The following is a 21,785-nucleotide window of genomic DNA, read 5'->3' on the forward strand; positions in this document are numbered from 1 at the left end:
CGAGGAAGCTCACCGTTCCCCCATAGGAAAGCGAGTTATTTCCCCACCAGCCCTTTTCCACATAAAGTAACGGACCCGTTTATCTCGAAACTGAGTCTTCAACAAACGGGAGCTTTACCTTAAAAGCATCACTAAAGTTAAAAAAGACGGAAAAATAGCAACTTTTATCTGGAGAATTTTGTGCATTGACGCACTAAATAATCGCTAATAGAATGTGGTCACGATTTTAGAGAAACCCCTCTAATGTCAATCTATTTGGAAGGGAGGAGTACCTCATGCTTTATCGATCCTTGGTTTACTTATTCGGAATGCTCGTCAACTTCTTCGGAGTCGCCCTCTTAATTAATGCGACACTTGGGGCAGGATTCTGGACATCCTTTTTTATTGGAGTTTCTGATCATCTTGGTTTTACGGTTGGATTCTGGTATGGTGCTTTTCAGCTGCTTATTATATTTATTAATGCGAAACTAATGAAGAATCTGCCCGAGGTAAGAGCCGTCGTACCTGTTATTATGGAAAGTCTGATTCTCGACTTTTGGCTTGAGATTGTATTCGCAAATGTCGATCTATCGACAGCTCCATTTATTCTGCAAACCGCAGCTCTGTTCACCGGCGTAGCTATCATTGGACTGGGAGTAGCCATTTATATTCTACCTCAGTTTCCGCGTGCCCCGGTTGACCAATTGTTCTTAGCAGTTAGTGCACGGTTTAACTTGAGCCTCCAAACAGGTCAAACCCTGGTTGCGGTAACCATGACGTCTCTTGCCCTGCTCATTGGAGGCCCAGTAGGACTTGGAACTCTAGCCCCTATGCTGTTTCTCGGTCCTGTCATCCAGTATTGTTATACCAGAGCCTATCCACTTTATTATAAATTTCACCCTGATGGTGAAAGGGTTTATCAACAAGCAGTATAATGCACTTATATGTGAAATCCGCATGGTTCGAAATAGAACCATGCGGATTTTTTCATTGATATTTAATTCGGACATTGTCTGGTTATCTTCGGCGTCTGCGGTTGGACTTTCTGGTGGTGACTTCTTTTTGAGGATCCTGCTTTTTAATCCAGTTCAAATATTTTTCCATATCAGGATGTTCACGCAGACGCTCAAGAGTATGATAAAAGTTCGCAAGTTCTTCATTGGTGAAAAGAGCATGAACCTGCCGGTGACAGGCATCACACAGCCACACCGTCACGCCCATGGCTCCCCCATGCTGTCTTGGAATTAAGTGGTGCTCCGTCGTTCTGACCGGCGTACGAAAACACAATTCACATGTACCTTCCATTTAATCGACCTCCACAAGTATCGACCCTTCAAACAAGTACAGACAACTCTTACGAACGGGCTCTTTCCATATCTTTTCTAGTGCATACCGATACATTTCTATTTGGGTGCGGTAGCGATCCTTCATAGTTTCTTCTACCGACTTCTTCTCAGGATCAATTTGATCAGATTTGTAATCCAGGATCATCCAGCCATCTTCATAAGGAATCATAGCGTCAATAACCCCCTGAATAAAGACCTGTTCATTTTCTGGTGACTCCCAATCAGGATACACCTCATGAGCCGGCAGCGTGAGACTGAACGGCACCTCGCGCTCCACGTGATCCGCTTCGAGTACAAATTGACCCACAGAGGTTTCAAAGAATGCTGCAATAGCTGCTGTGTCAATAACATCTGCTTCTTCACGACGAAGCACGTCTGTTAGTACCAGATGTTCGACAAACTCTTCTACTTCTTCAGAATTGTGTTTATGGGACAATGGAATATGCTGCATGACCGTATGCATAGCGCTTCCTTTCTCAGCCGCTGATAATCTTTGATCAGCTTGCATAAATCTTGGCCGTTTCTGGATTGGAGCCTGATAAGGCACCAGGAGCTGGTCGCTTGAATACTCATCTTTCGTTTCGCGCTGCCTTTTAATTTCTGTAACGGTCTGTTTAGCCCGCGAGTAGGCCGCTTTATGATGAGGATAAACGAAGCTTAACCGCTTCTCGACCATATCTTTTTCTTGGTCATAGTCTTCTGCAGGCTGCCACTCTTCAATAGCAGTGCGCAGCTCCTCATCCCTCTTCTCTTGGGATTCATCAAGGACGGCGAATTGACTGCCATGCGCTATATTCACTTTCCACTCTGACGCGTCTGCATAAATGTCATCGGATGTGGTCACTTCAATACTGCCTCGGAGCTCTTCCGCATGCCGATGGCGGATCAGTGCAGGTCCTACCCAGTCCAGGTAGGATTTAGCATCAAGCCGATCATGAGGCGGGAGCACCCATTCCGGTGTATCCAGAAATGTCTGCCACTTTTCCTGTTTTTTATCGAAAGAAGCAACATTCCCCACCATAATCAGCTTTTCCTTGGCACGGGTCATGGCTACATATAAGACTCGCATTTCCTCTGCCAGCAGTTCTCTTCTCTTGGCCTGCTTTAAGGCGTGATAAGCAAGCGTCGGATACATCAGCCGCTTATGGGGATTTATATATCTTGAACCAAAACCATAATCTTTATGAAGCAAGTACCGATCCTTCAAGTCCATCATATTGAACTGTTTATCCATCGCCCCTAAGATGACGACAGGAAACTCCAGGCCTTTACTTTTGTGAATGGTCATAATCCGGACCACGTCTTCCTGTTCGCCAAGAGCACGTGCCGCTCCCAGATCATCGCCTCGCTCTTCCATCCGTTCAATGAACCTCAAAAATCGGAACAGTCCTCGGAAGGATGTAGTCTCATAGGATCTCGCTCTGTCATAAAGAGCGCGGAGGTTGGCCTGACGCTGACGTCCGCCTGGCATGCCTCCCACGAAATCATAATAACCCGTTTCTCGGAAAATATCCCAGATCAGTTCTGATAAAGCTCCCTGCCTGGCCCGCTCTCTAAAGCTTTCAATCAGTTTGAAAAAGTTGGCTACCTTTCTGCCTAATTCATCATTTCCAGGGTACTCTTTCATAGCTTCGTAATAGCTGACCCGCTTTCTGGCGAGTCTCAGCCTTGCGAGCTCGTCCTCATTCAGTCCGACGATTGGAGACTTCAGAACAGAGGCGAGGGGTATATCCTGCATCGGATTATCAATAACTTTTAACAAACTGAGCATAATCTTAATTTCAATTGCTTCAAAATAGCCGGTCGAAAGTTCCGCATAAACCGGAATGCCCTGCTGTTTCAGTTCATCCACGATCATTGGCGCCCATGTCATGGAACGCATTAACAGGACAATATCCCGGTACTGAATCGGACGCTTTGTTCCCGTTTCCTTATCCATGACTTCAAGCGGCGGTTCTCCGTCGTGACCAAGCCATTTTCGAATCATCTGGCCGTATGCTCTCGCTTCTAACTGGGCTTTCTCCAGGTCCTTATAATCCTCATTCTCTTCCTCATCATCCTCTTTGGACTCCCGGTCGATTACAAATAGTTCAGCTTCAGGACTTGAAGGTGCCCATTCGTCATACGTTTGATTACTATAGATAAGCTCGGCTTCTTTCTCATATTCCATTTCCCCGACTTCTTCATCCAGCACCTGACGGAAAATATAGTTGGTCGCGTCCAGCACCTGCTTCCGGCTTCTAAAATTGCGGGCTAAGTCAATCCGTTCCCCTTCATTTTCAAGATAGCCGTACGATTTATATTTTTGGAGAAACAAAGAAGGTTCGGCATGACGGAAACGATAAATACTCTGCTTCACATCCCCTACCATAAATAAGTTCCCGGCTTCCGGAGCATCGGTTAATAAACGAAGCAGCGTCTCCTGTACCAGGTTCGTATCCTGATATTCATCAATCAGTACTTCACTGAACTGCTGATGAAAGCCGGCTGCTACTGAGGAAGGAACCGGCTGTTCCGGCGTAGAGGATTCATCAAGCAGAATCTGCAGGCAGTAATGTTCCAAGTCTGAGAAGTCCACAATTGCTTTTTCTTTCTTTAACTGTTCATAGCGCTGCTTGAAATCTTTCACCACTACAGCCAGTTGTTCCATGACCGGATAAAGCTCCTGCATATCCTGTAAATAACTGCTCAAGGATCTTGAAAACCATTCATCACGCATTTCATTCCAGCGTTTCTTATAGCGGTCCCGGATTTTCTTGGCCTGTTCTTTCTTCTCTTCATTACATTCCATTTTCTTTTTAGAAAGGGTAGCGAAGGACTGCTCACTAATATAAGATTGTAATTCTTCCCAGGAGTGAGCCATCGCCCCTTTTGCCTGTTGAATCATTTCAAGATCGGAGTCAGCGGTTTCCCCGTACGTATAAGGACCATCCGGCTCTTTGGTAAGATCCATAAATTTCTGAGCTTCCGCTTCCATTGCTTTTAAATGACTGCTGACTTCATCTTTCAATAGATGAAGCCATGGTAGCTGATCTTCTCCATCTACTTCCTGGACGTTGTACATCTCCACCATTTGATCCAGCCATACTTCCGGCCAAGGGTTCTGCGTAGCAAACGTGTACAACTCAAGAATCACCTTCTCTACATCCAGATCACTGCGATCACTCGAGAAACGGTCCACAATATCAAAGAATCTCTCCTGCTCTTCTCCTTCTTTTCCATACCAGTCCTCAAAAAGCTCCTCTAATACTTCCTGCTGAATGAGGTCGGCTTCTACCGTATCGGCAATTCGAAAGCCCGGGTCAAGATCAAGCCGGTAAGCATACCTCCGCACCACTTCCATACAAAAAGAGTGCAGCGTCGAAATGGATGCATTCTGTAGCAGCGACAGCTGTTTCTTCAAATGATGGGAGCCAGGATTTGCTTCCAGCGCTTTACTTAACGCCTGCCCCACTCGATTTCTCATCTCCTGCGCTGCTGCATTCGTAAACGTAACGACCAGTAAAGAATCAATGTCCGCTGGATCCTCTTCATGCAGCAGTTTTTGAATAATCCTTTCAACAAGAACCGCTGTCTTCCCTGAGCCAGCGGCAGCAGCTACCAGAATATTTGATCCATGCGTATAAATCGCCCGCTCCTGTTCTTCCGTCCAACTTACCAAGCAGATCCCTCCTCTCTATTCACCATTCGTTCCAATACATCTTCATCCTTCAGTTCTTTCAGTTTCCGGAAATTATTCTCCTCAAGGGTAGGGTCAAATTGACAGACGGAACGGTACGGACAGAAATTACAGGCGCTTTGCTGTTTCTGCTGATAAGGATTCAAATCCACTTTTCCGTCCGTAATATTTGTGCCCGCACGGCTCATCAGCTCGCGGATGTAATGGCTCAGCTGTTGGAAACGTTCAGCATCAGCGGTTTTAGAATTTTTATAAAAACCGCCTTTCGCTTTCAAACCAGCCGGAACGATCTGACTGTGGCCTTTTTCAAGTCCTGTATCCATCATCTGGATGATACGCTCGTTTTCAAGCAGAAGCCCCTGCATTTTGAACTTCTTGAAAATCTCTTCTTCGATCGCCGCATCCTGAAGCATCCGGCTGCCTGTAATCATAGGATTATGAACGTGGAAATAAAGAACCCCGGCCGGTGAAGCTGCTGTTCCAAGCCAGTGCTCGGCATTGGTGAGGACCACGTCCAGATAAGCGAGCATCTGGAGGGACAGACCATAGTAAACATCCATCAAACTTAAGCCCTTGGCGCTTGATTTATAATCTATAATTCTCAAGTAAAGGTCTTCTTCTGTTAAGGCTTTATCCACACGGTCAATCCGGCCGCGCAGCATCAGTTCATAACCATTAGGTAAATCCAGGGAGAGCGGCGGAAGTTTTGCATCATTACCTGTTCCAAATCCTAATTCCAATCCTACAGGTGAAAAGTCACTGCTTCTCGCCTGCTCACTCAGTACGAACGCGGCACGGGCGATGACCTGCTGCAATTTCTTCTGGATATATTGATATCGGTTGGAACTATGAAGAATCTGATTTTGAAGGATCGGAGCCAGCTGTTCAGTCGCTTTAGCGGCATAGCTGTTCGTTTCCTCTTTGTTCAGCTGGGCAAAATCCCGGCCTTCTCCTTGTATCCACTCTGTAATCTGCTTCAACGCCTCATGGAAAAGCTGCCCGATATCCGGAGCATCCAGTTTATACGTACGGCGCTCTTCCAGGTTCAAGCTATGTCTCGCAAAATATTGATAGGAACAGCTGTGATAGGTTTCAAGTCTTGATACACTCGTTTTCACCTGCTTGTCAAACAGCTGTCCCGTCGTTTCTTCCCCGAGATCCACCGGCTGATTATTGTAAAACAGACTTTCCAGCACACGATGGGTTAAGCCATTGGAATCTTCCCGTTCGATATACCAATTCAGCACACTCCACCATACAGGCTGCATCGCATATCCTTTTAAATACCTGGCAAGCTGTGAAGTAAGGGCTGATCTCGTTTTGACCGGTGTCGTAATAAAACGATCCGCTTCATGAAGATCATCTGGATCCTGCAGCAGGACATGGTCTTTGCAGGAAGGAAATAATTCTTCCAGTCTTTGAATAATCGATGCCGGAACTTTTGATTTGCCTTCTTCATTGCTTAATGGGTAGCTGACCCACAAATGATTTTTAGGCATGGTTAAGGCTAAATATACATAAAAGCGGTCATCAAGCAACTGCCGGTTACTCCCGTCTGCGAGCTGCAGTCCGTGCTCCGCCAAAAGAGAACGCTCCTGTTCGGAGATCATCCCGTCACTAGGCGGCTTCATCGGCCACAGACCATCGGTGACCCCTAACAAAAACGAGGCCTTAATACCCGTGATTCTGGAACGATCCACACTTCCGACAATCACATGGTCCATACTCGGAGGCACGTGAGCGAAATTAAGAGATTCGAGGCCACTGTCCATCGTATTCCGGAACACCTGGAGAGACATTTTTTCATCTCCTGCCATTTCCACCATTTCGTCCAGAAGCTGAAGGAACGCATCATACACCTGCTCCTGTTCACGGCCTCTCTCGATCTCACCGTTTTCATCATAGCGGTTACGCCACTCTTCAAGCTGTCTGGGTACTTGCAGGTGTTCAAGCCACTCGTAAATAACAACGGCTTTTTCTTCAATCGTGTCAACGGCGCGAAGTCGTTCGTCGAATTCCTCCAGCGCATCGCGTACCTGCTTCCGGTACGCATTAATCCGCTGTTGTTTTTGCTTTTCCTCATCGGTCTGAGAAGCCTGCTCAAATCCTCTAAATCGCTGATAAATCCAGTCCTTACTTGAGAACCACTGAGTCCTCGAGCGGATACCGTATTCGAGGACATAGTTCTCCAGCTCATCGATCGCATTCTCATTGAGCGGATACGTTCGATTTGTCGCCGGAATAAACCCAGTTTTCAACAGGCGGAAAAGCGCATCGTACCGGAAGTTTCCTTCTACGACATCAAGTCCTGAGCGGATGAGCTCAATCATAGGGTGATTCAGCATCGTCCTTTTTTCATCAATAAATACTGGAATTCCGTAGTCATTAAACAAGGTTTCAATTAAGCTGTGATAAACCTCAGGTTCCCGCATCAGAATCGCCATATCCTTATAACGATATCCTTCTTCACGTACCAGCCGTAAAATTTCCTGAGCCGCACCTTCCACTTCGGCACGAGGGTGAACTGCCTCCGCAATGTGAATGGGTGCCTGCCCTTCAAAAGCAGGAGCCGGGCGCTGATCAAAGTATTTCTCCAGATGCTGAAAGGCCGGCTGATCCTTCATGCGGCCTTTCGTATGATCGAGAATGACCACCTCATCCACCTGAGACCCAGCTATCCTTGTAATTTCTTTTAAATTCAAATACGTTTCTTTCGTTTCATGAAAGAGATCAAGTTCCGGATTTGCATCTCCCTCCGGCCGTTCCGTCGTTAGAGTAACGTGAACCTTGTCCACCTTTTTCAATAACTCTTCCAGCACACCGCATTCCTGGGGCGTGAAACTATGGAAACCATCAATATAAACTTCTGCGCCTTCCAAAAAACCTGCTTCCGGAATTTTACTGGCGAGCAGCTGCAATTGATCTTCGCTGTCTATGTACTGCTCGCGTAAAGCGTCCACCAGGCGGTCGTAAATATAATTCAAATCATCAAGCTTATCCCTTAGTCCTTCTTCCTGGCTCGTTGTGTGCTGAAAGCGGTCGAGCCCTTCCATTTGAGCATGAAGGTGTTCCGGAGTAATCCGGTACCGCTTGAATTCTGTTATCATACCTTCCAGCTGTTCAATAAACCCCTGCTTTTCGATCGCCTTCTGAAATACTTTCCAGTCGGAGGTACGCTCTTCCACGATTTTACGAAGCATCATTTGCACACCGGTAGACGTCAAAAACTTCTTCGTACCGCCCCCGGTCTCCTGTAAAACCCTCCAGGCCAGCCGTGAAAAGCTGAACACTTGCGCCCGTATCGATCCTTCAATGCCCTCCCGTTTCAGCAGCGCGTATTCCTGCTGAAACGTCATTTGTTCTGGAACAATATAGATAATAGGAGGCCCTTTAGGGTCTTCTTTTAATCTGCTTTCAATTTCTTCTAAGCATCGTGTGCTTTTCCCTGCTCCTGAGCGGCCGAGCAATAAACGCATCCCCATAAAACACACTCCTTCCTTCCATTTCCTTTCCTACTAGTTTATCATTTTTTTCGTATTCTGCAGCCGAATGTGCTTTCTTTTCACGAACCCGTTATTAATAAATCCACATAAAAAAACCGCCCGACGGACGGCTGGAATTATCTTCTAAAATTGTAAAGCTAACTGGGAAAATGGCCAGTAGCGGACATCCACTTTTCCCACTACCGCTTCGATCGGTACGAAACCAAAATAGCGGCTGTCCAGACTGTCCCTGCGATTATCTCCTAAAACGAACAGGTGACCTTCAGGAACCTGCACCTGACCAGTGACCCCTACTAAGGTAAAGTCGCTTGTGAAAGCCTGACCGTCATGCGGTCTCAACGGTTCCAGGTACGCCTCGTTTACGCGCTTTCCATTCACATAAAGCTCGTCATTGCGCATAGCGATTTTATCTCCACCTACACCGATCACACGCTTCACATAATCTTCCTTTTCGTTAGCATGGAAAACGATCACGTCCTGTCTTCCAATGTCCTGTAAATCATAGACGACTTTATTGACCATCAATAAATTTCCGTCATACAAAGTAGGTTCCATGGACTCACCGTCCACGATATAACTTGCGAAAAAGAAAGAACGAAAAACGAAAGCTAGCAATAAAGCAAGCAATACAGTCCGGATGAGATTACGATATTTTTTCATAGTTTAATCCTCCAGGTCTTCTTTCTAACCTTATTTTACCCTTCCCGGATTAAACTTAATCACTTATGCTCCCCCTTCTCTCTGCTCTTCTCTGAATCCGTTTTTCTATGTATTTGCCTGCCGTCCAGAATAATAGAATACAGATTCCAACAATGACCGATTTCATCGGATTTTGAGCAAACGAAGCGATACTTGAGCCCACATAAGCAATCGTAAAAATCATAACCGACTTTCCTAATATCGCTGCCAGCATAAATTGCTGCCGGCTCACGTTCGATAGACCTGAAACGACATTAATAATGGATGAAGGTGAAAATGGAAAGCACATTAAAAGAAACAAGGGACCGAACCCATGCTCTTCCACCCACGTCATGACTTTTTTCACCTGTTCATGACGTGTGATAAAGCGAAGAAACCGTTTTCTTCCAAGCTTTCGAATAATAAGAAAAACGCAGAGAGCGCCCGCTACGGAACCAATCCATGAATACAAAAACCCTTTAAACAAGCCGTATACGACCGAGTTTGCCAGTACAAAAGCCACTAAAGGCAGGATCGGAAGAAAAGCTTCCAGCAAAGGAAAGAGGATTCCCGGCAGTGGCCCAAAGCTTTCTAATTGCTCCAACTGCTGGATCACATAATCAAAAAGCTGATCGTTTTCAGCCATTCTTCTGTAACGTTCAAGTGAGAAAGTAAGTAAGTACATGAGACGGTGCTGCTCCTTATTCACACCGAAAAAACCAGTGCTTCTTTTCTCCATTTTATATGAAACCTTCTCGTATGCCTACCACAAATCTGTTTATTCCTAGCTTCCCCATCTATTGCCATTTATAACCTTTTCCGAAATTTACTTGCATAATACGTTCCCTCACGTGATATAATAAAAACAGAACAAACGTTCCCTTTTGGAGGAGAATAGTATGCGTTATTTAAAACAAAAAGAGCTGGATCTGGCTTCACGCTATTTATTTCTTTCAATGGCGATTGCCGTCATCAAGCAGGATCGAAAGCACTTTGAATTAGGGAAATTCAAAATAAAAGAACCTTATTTAGAACTGTTGGGAAAGATGGAATTGGAAGCCCGCGAAGAACGGAGAAAGCTCCGCCAGAAAATGGATCATCACAAGCTGCAAGTCGTGGAAACTGGCAGGAATGATTCCTTCACCTCATTCCTCTTCTTAGCTCATGGCTACGAAGAGAAACGAAACTACTTTAACCCGGCCATCCGCAAGAAAGTAGAAGTGATTCTATCAGAACTTATGAGGAGGTCCCAAACCTCAAATCGTGAGAAGCATCCAGCGGGGGTGGAGAAGCGTGCAGGCGATCCTCAAGAATAAATCTGAAATGAGCGGTACGGTGAAGCTGGTTAGCAAACATTCCCACCGATACGGGGAGATTGAGGCTTGTCCCATTGGAAAATTGTATCGTTGTCGTATGATCGCTTTCACCCTTGTGGGTATGGATGTATTTTAAAGCGATCCAGGAGCACTCTTTACGTTTAGGAGAAATAATGGGGAAGAAATAGATACCCATCGCTTCAGATATCACAATAGGAGGTTTGTGGGTATAGCTGGTCACTTGCTTTGTACCTAGAATACGACCTTCCAGACTGCTTGCAAAATAACGGCAGGAATCATCGACCACCTGGCTTGGACATTTTAACACTTCAAAGCTTCCATGCTGCTCAACCACATGTGTAATCACCTGCCCTTGCTGATCATACTTAGCAATCAAGGCCATCGTTTGAGGGTTCACCTCATATTCTTTTTTTTGAAGATACTCCATTCTAGTAATCATCCTTTCTATTAAGCCGGCGGTAGTTCTTCCTGGACCCCGCCGCTTATCTTCTTAAATTTACCATAATACTGAGTATAAAGTCTAAACATTCTTAATAAATGTGGAATTATACCAATTCTGATATACTACGGTTATGCCTCCTCTTTTTGCCTGGCTTGTTGTTCTCTGTCTCCTTCTTCCTCCCTTTGACCGAAGTCCGGATTCAGCAATGTAAAAAAATCGAGTTCTGGCTGAAGATTTGGTTTGTCTTTCATCTGATGTGCCCCCATGTCATTTTCAATTTCAATTATTCTAAAGGAGGAATATACGTGTGGAACCGTAAAAAAAAGCAAAAACCTAATCATAATGATCAACCTCTGGAAATCAGTGATCTCTCCATCGACGATATCAGAAAAGCGGTTCATGCTTTTGCTGATCATAAACCTAACGAAGTTCCTCTTAGTGTCGTGATCAATCAGGATTTAACGCTTGATTACGAACTTCTTGCTCCCTATTTACACGCTATTCCCAGAAAAAACTTTTACATGTCACGAAAAACGTACGAGCTGTTTGAAGAGGAAGATTTACAACTTGCTAAAGATATTGATGCCGTGCAGCAGGCTGTAGATGAATACATGAAACAAACTCAGGAAGTTCCCATAATCGATAATGACCCCTATAAGAAGATAAATTATTATAAGCTTGAAAAGCTCGACCTGTTACACGAAAGGCCAAAACGGGACTTTTATATGACTACGGAAGAATTTATGATTACGTACAAGAAACCAAAGTAAGCGAGTCTGGATAGAATCGAGCAGAAATGCTTTATTAAAAAAATACAAAAAAAGGACCAATGCTATTAGAAGCATTGGCCAAAGAGACGACTGGTTAACTTTTGAGTGAGGGATTAAATTTGAAAAAGTTCCTGTAAGGAAACTCCTTCACAGAATACACTCATCAGTAACAAAGTTACTGACCTATTTATGATCACCACATCATAAATAGTAAATCGATAAGCTTCATCGCTTATCTATTCTTATTGTAATATACAAATAATCCAGATTCACCGAAAAGATATTGCGGAAGACCGCAACCGATTGCGAAGTTACTAGGATATGACATCTTACATCCAATACTTTACAAGAGAACCGCTTATACTTGGGCTATATAGCTTCATTTGCACCTTGTCCATTCAAATATTCTCCATTGCCTTTCCAGGACAAAAAACATGCAAACTCTTTAATTAATTGATTTTCTTTTTTTGTTTGCGGGGTGCCGCAGTAGCTGCATGCACTCTTCCGAAAGGTATATTCAATAATTTTGTAAGATAAAATCCTTTTTCCGCTAAGAAAGGAGCTGACCATGAGAATTCATTTCGTAGAATTAAAAGATCCGGACGACCATCTGGTTGATACATTTAACCGATGGGAAAACGATCCTGAACTGATCCCACTCACACGGCCTAATCAAAACCAGTCTGAGGTAGAACGACGGTCGTTTATGACCATGGAAGATTTACACGAAAGCCTCGCTCATCACAATATTTATCTTATCTACATGAATGAACAACTGGTCGGCTCGATGAATTACATGATTGATCCAGCACACCTTTACAAAAAAGAACCTGGAACAGCCTGGATCGGGATTACAATTGGCGAGCCGGAAGCAAGGGGTAAAGGAGCGGGGTACAAAGCGATCCGATTTTTGGAAAAGCAAATCAAAGTGCAAGGTCTCGTCCGTATCGAACTGGGAGTATTTGCGTTTAACCTCCCCGCCCAGAAACTATACAAGAACCTGGGCTATAAAGAAATTGGCCGCATTCCTGAATTTACTTATTGGCAGGGACAGATGTGGGAAGATATCCGCATGGAAAAGTATACGGAGGAGATTGAATTAACCCCCTCAAAATAGTAACCCGTAGGAACCAAAAAAAGATTCCAGAGAACAATATGTTCCCGGAATCTTTTTTAAATGGAGACATTGATAAAACGACACTGTCAAACTCCCTGTTAATTATTAAAGATAAGCTCCCATTATTTGAAGACTCGATTTCGAGATATTGGGTTATGAAGAAGGTCCTCCGGGGGACGATTTCGCTTTCCGCGGGCATGTGTTGAGCCTCTTCGAGCAAGCTCTGCGGGGTCTCACCGATCATGTTCATCCCGCAGGAGTCTGCATCATCCCCCTCCGGACTTGCCAAATCAGAAACTCGAAAACCTCCAAAAATGTCTCCTATAATGAACCGGAGAGCACAAGAACATCTAGCTTATTTAAGTGTACAATCCCTTACATATAAGGATTGATTGCTTATCCAGAACGATCATCTCACTTATAGAATGGTCCGTTCACTCCTCGTCATAGGGTGGCGGAGGAAACAGCGAGACTCCCGCGGGAGAAGGAGCTAGGCGAGACCCCACAAGGAGTGGTAACGACTGAGGAGGCTTGCCAGTTCCCCCGCAGGAAAGCGAGTTGTTTCCGTAGCCAGCCCCTCTCTATATCAGCAACGGACCAAATATATCTCAAAGTCGAGTCTTACAGTAACCGGCCCTATACTTTAATAAGCCTCTTATGAATAATCATCAGAAGTTTATAAAGCAAACAATCCCCTATCTACTCATATAATCTCTGTACCATCTCCATTTTAGAATCTAACTCATTAAGATTGGGCCAGTTTTTCGCGCAGATTCTTCCGCAGGATCTTACCAGTCGTGTTTTTAGGCAGTTCCTCCATGAACTCTATCCGGGAAGGAACTTTATATTTAGCTAAATGCTCCCGGCAGTACTCATGCAATGCATGTTCATTAATAGAAGGATTGCTGGATACTACAAAGCTGATGACGGTCTCTCCAAGTTCTGGGTCTGGTGCTCCGACCACAGCGACTTCTGTAATATCCGGATGATTATATAATACTTCTTCAACTTCTCTTGGATAGACATTGTAGCCGCCTACAAGAATCATATCCTTTTTACGATCCACAATATAAAAATAACCTTCTTCATCCATCCGTGCCATATCCCCTGTGTAAAGCCAGCCCTCCCGTATGGTTACAGCTGTCTCCTCAGGAAGCTTATAATAGCCTTTCATCACGTTCGGACCGCGGACGATCAATTCGCCTACCTCCCCGACCGGTACCTCATCCCCAAGTTCGTCCACCACTTTATTTTCTACATTACGAATGTTGCTCCCAATAGAACCTGCTTTTCGAGGGCGATCAAGAGGATTGAAGGTCGTAACAGGAGAAGCCTCTGATAAACCATAGCCTTCTGAGATTCGCACATTAAATTGTTTTTCAAACGACTCCAGCAAAGCAACAGGAAGAGAAGAGCCGCCGGATATACAGAGTCTCATATTGGAAAAGGTGTGAACTTGATCCTTGCCGGTTTGCTGCAGGTAGTTATACATAGTTGGTACGCCTGCAAAGACGGTAGCTTGATATTCCTCAGCTATGGTAAAGACATTCTGAGGGGAGAATTTCGGTACAATTAAGACCGTCCCTCCGTTCATAATCGGAGCATTTAAAGCGACCGTTAAGCAGAAGACATGGAACATAGGTAATGTAGCTATCACGCGATCGTCCGATGATATTTGCAAGTAATTCGCGACATCTACCGCATTGGAATACAAGTTTTTGTGCGTGAGCATGGCTCCTTTGGGTTTACCTGTCGTGCCGGAAGTATAGAGGATAACGGCCGTATCTTCACTATCCAGACTTGGGGGTTCGTAATCCAGTTTCCCTTCGGATAATACAGTTGTAAACGATTTCATTTTTTGGGATAACGGAGAGTTGTTCAAATCAATGCCTGAACCTGTGTCTGCAGTAAAATAGTGATACACCTCTAACTGATCGTCCATTTTCTCAAATAGTTCAAGTAATACATCCATCGTGATAACAGCTTTCACATCCCCGTTCTTCAGGATGTAGCTCATTTCATCGGCCGTATAAGTCGGATTGATGGGAATAACCGTAATCCCTGCGCGCAGTGCTCCGTACAAGCCGATCATAAACAGCGGACTGTTTCCACTGACAAGGGCAATGTGGTCATGCCTCCCGTAGCCTAATTCGGTCAATCTGGAAGCAAACTTGGTAACCGATGCATCAAATTCCTGATAACTTACTTTTTGTCCCTGAAATATGTAAGCATCTTTAGTAGGGTTACGCTGAGCTGTTATGGACAACTGTTCACTTAAGTTCATGAATGACTCCCCTTTTTTTATTCTGAATGAATAATCATTCATATTTTATTTTTAAATTTTCAATCTAATTATAAAATACTGACAATTAATTAGCAAGTTTCGCCAAAGAAGTATAAAAAAGATCCCTCATCGCATGAGGAATCTTTCCTTAGAGTTTAATATACGATATCCAAAAATTGATCCATACTGATTTTACCTAAATACTGGGAAATATCAATGTCTTCTAGAGTCTCTGCAATTGCCTGACGATTGTATTGCGTGCCGATCAGCTTCTCTTCTACATCACGGATGTCCCCTACGCCGAAGAAGTCGCCATAGATTTTAGCGTTTTTAATATAGCCTTTTGCTACATCCAGACGTACATCATAACTGCCGGCACCTTCAATGCGCTCGGTATGCTGAATATTGAATTTAGGAGATTTTCCATAATTCCAGTCCCAGTTACGGTATCTCTCTTCTGATAGCTTATAGATCTTCTCCCAATCTTCTTCCGTTAATTTATACTGAGGCACATCTTTTACATCTTCAACGTCGAAAATATGGCGTAGAATAAGGTTTTTGAATTCCTGCATGGAGATTTTTTCTTCGAGAAATTCAGAAATATTTGCTACGCGGCTGCGGATGGATTTGATGCCCTTGGATTTGATCTTTTCGGTTTTTACATTAAGAGCAGATACTACATTTTCAATCTCTGAATCCAGCATGAGCGTTCCATGACTGAACATCCGTCCTTTGGTTGAAAATTGAGCATTCCCTGAAATTTTCCGACCATCTTCAGCAACTACATCATTTCGGCCGGATAATTCCGCATTCACACCGATCTGCTTCAGCGCTTCTGTTACTGGTTTGGTGAATTTAGCAAAGTCGTGAAAGCTGTCACCGTCGTCCTTTGTAATAAAACTAAAGCTTAAATTACCAAGGTCATGGTAAACCGCTCCTCCGCCAGATAACCGGCGTACGACATGAATACCGTGCTCCTCCACATAATTGGTATTGATTTCTTCAACGGTATTCTGGTTTTTCCCAATGATAATGGAAGGCTCGTTCACGTAAAAAAGCAGGTATGTTTCGTTAATATCCAGGTTTTTCAACGCGTACTCCTCAATCGCAAGGTTAATCGTAGGGTCATTGATTCCTTCGTGATCAATAAAAAGCATTATTCTCATCCTTTCTGAAAAGACTGTTCTAATTTCTTATTGTAATGGTTTCGACATGTTTAGACAATCTATTCCCCCCACGTTAAACCTTCCGCAGCTATTTGGATCGTTCCCTGAAACACATCCTGCGCTTCCTGCAGAAGTCTTCCCTGTACACCGAAATGAGGAAGATGGCTGAGCCATAAGGTACCCACGGAAGCCTCAGCTGCAATCGAAGCTGCTTCTGTACTCGTCATGTGTCCAGGTCCTTTTCCATCCATTCCTTTAAAGAAATTCGTATCCGTGATGAGAAGATCGGCATTCTTAGCAAATTCCCCCCACTCAGAGAAGTAACTAGTATCTGCTGTGTAAACAACTGTTTCATTTCCATCCGTAATGCTCATCCCATAACAAGGCACCGGGTGCTCTGTTTTTTGAAAATCAATTGTAAAAGGCCCTACCTGCAGACTCTTGTCCGGGTCATACTCCACCCCTTTGGTGTATTGATGAGTCAAAGATTTAAACGCTTCTTTATCTTTCTTGTGGCCGTAAATTGGAAGAACTTCTTTGGTGTCATTCAGGGAGTTCTGTACAAGATAAGCGTACTGTAAAGGGCCAATGTCGGCTATATGATCGTGGTGGTAATGAGACAGTACCACCGCATCCAGGTCCATAAGGTTAGTGAATTGCTGCAGCCTGGATAGCACACCACTCCCACAATCAATAAGCATTTTGAACCCGTCCTGTTCATATAAATACCCTGAAGTAGCGCTTCCCGCCTCAGGATAAGCGCCCCAATAACCGATTACTGTAACTTTCATCTTTACCACTCCTTGTATCTTTATGCCTATTTTTAAATTGTTTTATAACAGACTGTTGATTTCTGCATATTGTTATAATACAATGACTTTACACTAAATTAATTGGAGGCGATGTAACATGATGAGCGTAATTGAATTCTTCCGTAATTTGCCCGAGAAACAATGCTCCAAGTGCGGTGATGTTATCCAGGAAAAAGCTGATTGCTACGGTAACGTTTGCGACGAATGCGACCACCCGGCTCACTAATTCTAGTATTCCACAAAAAAATGAATCTGGAACATGTAATTTGGAGCAGCTGAGCAAAAGCTGCTTTTTTTTTGTGATTTTTTTTAACGTACAGAGGCGGCTGATATCCAAGATTATCTTTTAAAATATTATTATTGGAATCTGCAGGCAAGTGATGGGAGCCGGACTTGTATATAGAGATCATCCTTGAACTGCAGCAGCTAAAGAAACATGCCGCGAACTTACATAAATTAACATTTATAACAAATACGTACTGTCCCATAATAATAATGACGGTCATTACTAGCCATTAGGGGGACTCCACTTTGCTGATTAATATTGTATTAGGATTTATTTTTCCCTGGATCAGCGGAGTTTATCTTTACAAACGCGCCCGGGTGTTATTTTATACCGTTGTTCCAATTACTGCTTTGTTTTCTGTGACAGGTAATCAGTTAGGCGTGCAACTGGGCTTATGGCTCCTAATTCCTGATGGAAAAATTTCGTTAATCAATACCATCTTTATAGATTTTGGTTATAATCCCATCATTGCTGCATGGTTTATTTTTTTTCTTTACATGAAGCAAATCAGTCGTTGGATTATGTATTCCTTGTTTATGGTGATCTTAAATGGTCTTGAGGTTTTCGCCTTATCAATAGATAAAATCATCTACGATCATGGGTGGAACATCCCATATTCCGTAATGGCTTATGGAATAGGTCTAATCCTTATCGATTGGTATTTCTTCAAATTTAAAAAAGCCGTTACATCCTTCTCAAACCTTTCCTGAATCATCGTTCTAATTACTTCATTCCCCAAGTTCGCTCCCCTCCGAAGCGAAAACAAAAAGGGTGTATAACTAAATACAGCACGTACTGGGGCACATTCACCGTCCAGGTAAAGAAACTGAAATTAAACAGAGGACTTTCTAAAACAAAAAACCCACTAAGTAGTGGGTTTTAGTGTATAATTAATTCTTCTTTTCTTGTTGATCCCCTGACTACGAGTTTGTGGTCAAAAACATGACTCTTCCTGCGCACGGGATCGGGATGAAGCAACTGTTTCAGTAAGACTTCCACAGTTTTATCAGCTAACTTCTTTACAGGCTGCTCTATTGTTGTAATGGAAGGCACCATAAGAAGGGAGAGCATCTGATTGTCAAAGCCGACCACCGAAAGGTCTTCTGGAATTTTCCAATCAGAATGGGCAGCTTCATAGATAATCCCGGCCGCCACTTCATCCGAACCCGTAAATACTCCATCAATATGAGGCATTTCTTTTTTAATATAGGTGAACAAATGTCTTCCGTCCCCCACATCCATCGGCCCCTGGATCACTTGCTCCTCCGAAGAAGAAAGACCATGGTCCAGCAAAGCTTGTTCAAAGCCACGTTTTCTTTCTAATGTTAAGTGACCTTCCTGCCCTCCATGAACAAAAGCTAAGTGTTTACATCCTTGCTCAATTAAATGCTGCACTGCTTCATAAGCCGCCTGCCTGTGGTCCATATGAATCATCGGTACAGGTTTATTTTCCATATATTCATTACATAATACAATGGGGCCATGCTCCAGGTAAGGATGTATCAGCTCCCAATCATTTACTAAAGAAGTCATAATAATGCCATCTACTTGCTTCGTTTTTAATAACTGCAGGTAATCAAGTTCTTTCTTCTTTGAATCATGGGTTTGACACACAATCACTTGATAGCCTGCTTTAGAAGCTTTCTGCTCCATGGACTCTATTAAATTTCCGAAGAAAGGATTCGTTATACGCGGAAGCAATACAGCAATGGTTTCGGTGCGCTGGCTGCGCAGGCGCCGAGCGGAAGAGTTAGGAACATACCCCAGTTCGTCCATTGCATGAAGGATGCGCTGTTTTTTCTCATCTGTTACATAGGGCTGGTCATTAATGACTCTGGATACCGTCGTTCTGGATAAGCCAGCCAGCTTTGCTACATCTTCTATCGTAGCCATTTGATCTCCCCCTGATGATGTTTACGATAACTTGAAAACGTTTCCAATTTAAATCATACTAATCCTTCTCTTTTCTTGCAAGCCCTTTCATAACTTAAGAGAAAAAAACTGCCGCCCGCGGGCAGCAGTTTTAAATATGATTATCTTTTATAGAGCTAAGCACCTTTTCTACCGCTGCTTCCCCTTGGTCAATACAATCAGGAAGGCCAATTCCACGGTAGGAACCTCCTGCTAAACAAATACCAGGCAGATGCTGTTCCATTTGTTCTGTGATCTCTCTTAAGCGGTCTTTATGTCCTACCTGATATTGAGGCATAGCATCATACCAGCGGGTCACAATGGAGAAGTCAGGCTTATCGGTAATATTCATCGTTTTATTTAAATCGTTCAAGGCGATTTCCACAATGTCTTCATCCGGCAGATTCACCACGTCCTGGTCATCCGGCTTCCCTACATAGCAACGCAGCATGACTTTTCCAGCCGGGGTCGAATGAGGCCATTTTTTATGCGTCCACGTGCAGGCCGTAATTCTGAAGCTGCTGTTCCTTGACACAACAAAGCCTGTACCGTCGATATCTTTTTTGATAGCAGACGCGTCAAAAGCCATCGCGACATTAGCTACAGAGGTAGCATTTACTTCTTTAAATGGATCCATAAAATCGAATTGAGAAAGCATACGCTGCGCCTGAAAATGAGGAACAGCCAGTATGACAGCATCTGCTTCTTCTACAGTTCCATCACTCAGGAGTACATGATAACCTTGAGGCTTTCTTTCGATATGGTCGACTTTTGTATTCTTTCTTACAGAGCCTGGCTCAAGTTTTTCATCCACAGCATCTACCAGGGATTCAAGCCCATGCTCAAGTGTCCGGAACATGCTTGGTTTCTTTTCCCCTTTTTTTGGTTTACTGATGGAACGCGTTTTGCGTAACCCTTTAATTAAACTTCCGTATTCCTGCTCTAAACGGTAAAAATCAGGGAAGGTGGCTTCAAGACTCAGCTTATCAATATCCCCTGCATAAATGCCGGAAAGAAGGGGTTCGATTAAATTCTCCACCACTTGACTGCCAAGCCGCCTGCGGAAAAAGAGACCTAATCCCTGATCGCCTTCCACCTGTTTCTTAGGTTTAATTAAATCTAAGGACGCTCTTACTTTTCCCGCGGGGGTAAACAGGCCGGAAAATAAGAAAGGCCGAACTCGAGTCGGGATCCCCATAAATGAACCACTTGGCATTTTATGAAGTTTACCATTGACCAGAATGTAAGACTGACCCGTTCCATTTGGCACAAGCTGATCGCCAAGACCGACTTCTTCTGCCAGTCTTGCAGCGCTTTCTTTACGAGCAAGAAAAGAATCAGGTCCTCTTTCAATCGTAAAACCATCTCTCTTTTCTGTCTTAATTTTGCCTCCCAATTGATCACTTGCTTCAATCAATTGAACATCAAGAGGTAAGTTCTTCTGTTTTTGTTCTTTTTGCAGATAATAAGCTGCTGTTAATCCTGAAATGCCTCCGCCGACAACAAGTACTCGTTTTTGCTCTGTCATCTTTATCGCTGCTCTTCTGCTTTTTCAAGTACGACACCAGCAAGCGTATGAATAAACTTATCGTTGGTGTTAGGCATTTCAGGACGGTAGTAATCTGCTCCTACTTCATCACAAACGACCTTACACTCGTAATCATTATCATACAGAACTTCCAGATGATCGGATACAAAGCCTACGGGAGCATAAATAAAGGACGTGTACCCTTTATCATGATACAGGTCTTTGGTCAGATCCTGCACATCCGGTCCAATCCAGGGATCCGGTGTATTGCCCTCACTCTGCCAACCGATTTCGTATTGAGTAATTCCAGTTGCTTCACTAATCATTTCAGCGGTTTTTTTCAGCTGGTCCGGATAAGGGTCGCCGCCTTCTAGAATCTTCATTGGAAGACTGTGAGCCGATACGATGAGGCACGTATTTTTCTTCTCTTCTTCTGCAATTTTCGAATACTCTGCGAGGATTTTTTCTTTCCAGAAGTCGATGAAGCCTGGAGCATCATACCAGCTTACTACGGAACGAATGGTGATGCCATGCTTTTCAGCTTCCTCTTGAGCCCTTCCGTTATAAGATTTAACGCTGAAGGTAGAATAATGAGGAGCAAGTACAATCGACACGGCCTCTTCAATTCCGTCTTCTTTCATCTGTTGAACGGCATCCTCGACAAAAGGTTCGATGTGTTTAAGCCCAATGTATAATTTGAATTCAATTTCGTCCTGATTTTCATTCAAGTCATTTTTAAGAGCTTCCGCCTGGTTGTCCGTAATTCTTGCTAAAGGAGAAATACCTCCAATGGCGTCATAACGGTCTCTAAGATCCTGAAGCATTTCATCCGTGGGCTTCCGTCCGCGTCGAATGTGTGTGTAATATCGCTCTAAATCTTCTTCCTTATATGGCGTACCATAAGCCATTACCAGCAATCCCATTTGTTTTTTACCCATGATCGTCAC

General features: G+C 43.8%; 19 protein-coding genes. 6 read left to right on the plus strand and 13 right to left on the minus strand.

Features of this window, described 5'->3' with window-relative positions; translation table 11 throughout:
• The first annotated feature begins 275 nt into the window (after positions 1-275).
• A complete protein-coding gene (locus tag LCM11_RS15150) occupies positions 276-914 on the plus strand; it encodes a YczE/YyaS/YitT family protein (protein ID WP_224895112.1) in 639 nt (212 codons plus the stop codon).
• Between the two features lie 82 nt (positions 915-996).
• On the opposite strand, the gene LCM11_RS15155 is transcribed toward LCM11_RS15150, so the two are convergent.
• The 5 genes from LCM11_RS15155 to LCM11_RS15175 all read right to left on the minus strand — a co-directional run bounded on the left by LCM11_RS15155 (position 997) and on the right by LCM11_RS15175 (position 9,870).
• Positions 997-1,284, minus strand: coding sequence for an HNH endonuclease (locus tag LCM11_RS15155; protein ID WP_224895113.1), 288 nt, complete (start codon positions 1,282-1,284; stop codon positions 997-999).
• The gene (addA, locus tag LCM11_RS15160) at positions 1,285-4,986 is read right to left on the minus strand and encodes a helicase-exonuclease AddAB subunit AddA (protein WP_224895114.1); all 3,702 of its coding nucleotides are present in this window, start codon (positions 4,984-4,986) and stop codon (positions 1,285-1,287) included.
• Positions 4,980-8,486 (minus strand): helicase-exonuclease AddAB subunit AddB, encoded by a 3,507-nt coding sequence (gene addB / locus LCM11_RS15165; protein WP_224895115.1) that lies wholly within the window; start codon positions 8,484-8,486, stop codon positions 4,980-4,982. The genes addA and addB overlap by 7 nt, the downstream gene beginning before the upstream one ends.
• Positions 8,487-8,630: 144 nt before the next feature.
• A complete protein-coding gene (gene lepB / locus LCM11_RS15170) occupies positions 8,631-9,167 on the minus strand; it encodes a signal peptidase I (RefSeq protein ID WP_224895116.1) in 537 nt (178 codons plus the stop codon).
• A 55-nt stretch (positions 9,168-9,222) separates the two neighbouring features.
• The gene (locus LCM11_RS15175) at positions 9,223-9,870 is read right to left on the minus strand and encodes a TVP38/TMEM64 family protein (RefSeq protein ID WP_224895245.1); all 648 of its coding nucleotides are present in this window, start codon (positions 9,868-9,870) and stop codon (positions 9,223-9,225) included.
• A gap of 214 nt (positions 9,871-10,084) precedes the next feature.
• On the opposite strand from LCM11_RS15175, the gene LCM11_RS15180 reads away from it, so the two are divergent.
• On the plus strand, positions 10,085-10,501 hold the full coding sequence (locus tag LCM11_RS15180; protein ID WP_224895117.1) for a hypothetical protein: 417 nt from the start codon (positions 10,085-10,087) through the stop codon (positions 10,499-10,501).
• On the opposite strand, the gene LCM11_RS15185 is transcribed toward LCM11_RS15180, so the two are convergent.
• Both LCM11_RS15185 and LCM11_RS20430 read right to left on the minus strand, forming a co-directional pair.
• On the minus strand, positions 10,422-10,949 hold the full coding sequence (locus LCM11_RS15185; protein ID WP_224895118.1) for a competence protein ComK: 528 nt from the start codon (positions 10,947-10,949) through the stop codon (positions 10,422-10,424). The genes LCM11_RS15180 and LCM11_RS15185 overlap by 80 nt on opposite strands.
• Positions 10,950-11,092: 143 nt before the next feature.
• Positions 11,093-11,215 carry a hypothetical protein gene (locus LCM11_RS20430; protein ID WP_263622596.1) on the minus strand — a complete coding sequence of 41 codons (123 nt, stop codon included), beginning with the start codon at positions 11,213-11,215 and terminating at the stop codon, positions 11,093-11,095.
• A gap of 54 nt (positions 11,216-11,269) precedes the next feature.
• Here LCM11_RS20430 and LCM11_RS15190 point away from each other — a divergent pair, with 54 nt between their 5' ends.
• Positions 11,270-11,734: a DUF3939 domain-containing protein gene (locus LCM11_RS15190; protein WP_224895119.1), complete on the plus strand. Its 465-nt coding sequence runs from the start codon at positions 11,270-11,272 to the stop codon at positions 11,732-11,734.
• Between the two features lie 568 nt (positions 11,735-12,302).
• Positions 12,303-12,851, plus strand: coding sequence for a GNAT family N-acetyltransferase (locus tag LCM11_RS15195; RefSeq protein ID WP_224895120.1), 549 nt, complete (start codon positions 12,303-12,305; stop codon positions 12,849-12,851).
• A 745-nt stretch (positions 12,852-13,596) separates the two neighbouring features.
• Here LCM11_RS15195 and LCM11_RS15200 read toward each other — a convergent pair.
• From LCM11_RS15200 to LCM11_RS15210, 3 genes are all read right to left on the minus strand, one after another.
• A complete protein-coding gene (locus LCM11_RS15200; protein WP_224895121.1) occupies positions 13,597-15,135 on the minus strand; it encodes a fatty acid--CoA ligase family protein in 1,539 nt (512 codons plus the stop codon).
• 155 nt (positions 15,136-15,290) lie between these two features.
• Positions 15,291-16,292, minus strand: coding sequence for a lipoate--protein ligase (locus LCM11_RS15205; RefSeq protein WP_224895122.1), 1,002 nt, complete (start codon positions 16,290-16,292; stop codon positions 15,291-15,293).
• A gap of 68 nt (positions 16,293-16,360) precedes the next feature.
• Positions 16,361-17,092, minus strand: a complete 732-nt coding sequence (locus LCM11_RS15210; RefSeq protein ID WP_224895123.1) for an MBL fold metallo-hydrolase — start codon at positions 17,090-17,092, stop codon at positions 16,361-16,363.
• 118 nt (positions 17,093-17,210) lie between these two features.
• Here LCM11_RS15210 and yhfH point away from each other — a divergent pair, with 118 nt between their 5' ends.
• Both yhfH and LCM11_RS15220 read left to right on the plus strand, forming a co-directional pair.
• Positions 17,211-17,339, plus strand: coding sequence for a protein YhfH (yhfH, locus tag LCM11_RS15215; protein ID WP_087946050.1), 129 nt, complete (start codon positions 17,211-17,213; stop codon positions 17,337-17,339).
• A gap of 305 nt (positions 17,340-17,644) precedes the next feature.
• On the plus strand, positions 17,645-18,109 hold the full coding sequence (locus LCM11_RS15220) for a hypothetical protein (RefSeq protein ID WP_224895124.1): 465 nt from the start codon (positions 17,645-17,647) through the stop codon (positions 18,107-18,109).
• Positions 18,110-18,278: 169 nt separating this feature from the next.
• On the opposite strand, the gene LCM11_RS15225 is transcribed toward LCM11_RS15220, so the two are convergent.
• From LCM11_RS15225 to hemH, 3 genes are all read right to left on the minus strand, one after another.
• A complete protein-coding gene (locus LCM11_RS15225; protein WP_224895125.1) occupies positions 18,279-19,292 on the minus strand; it encodes a LacI family DNA-binding transcriptional regulator in 1,014 nt (337 codons plus the stop codon).
• Between the two features lie 130 nt (positions 19,293-19,422).
• On the minus strand, positions 19,423-20,838 hold the full coding sequence (gene hemY / locus LCM11_RS15230) for a protoporphyrinogen oxidase (protein ID WP_224895126.1): 1,416 nt from the start codon (positions 20,836-20,838) through the stop codon (positions 19,423-19,425).
• A gap of 2 nt (positions 20,839-20,840) precedes the next feature.
• Positions 20,841-21,776 carry a ferrochelatase gene (hemH, locus tag LCM11_RS15235; RefSeq protein WP_224895127.1) on the minus strand — a complete coding sequence of 312 codons (936 nt, stop codon included), beginning with the start codon at positions 21,774-21,776 and terminating at the stop codon, positions 20,841-20,843.
• Positions 21,777-21,785 lie beyond the last annotated feature (9 nt).

Source organism: Halobacillus halophilus (assembly GCF_020171985.1).
In the GTDB taxonomy this organism is placed as follows: Bacteria; Bacillota; Bacilli; order Bacillales; family Halobacillaceae; genus Halobacillus; species Halobacillus halophilus_A.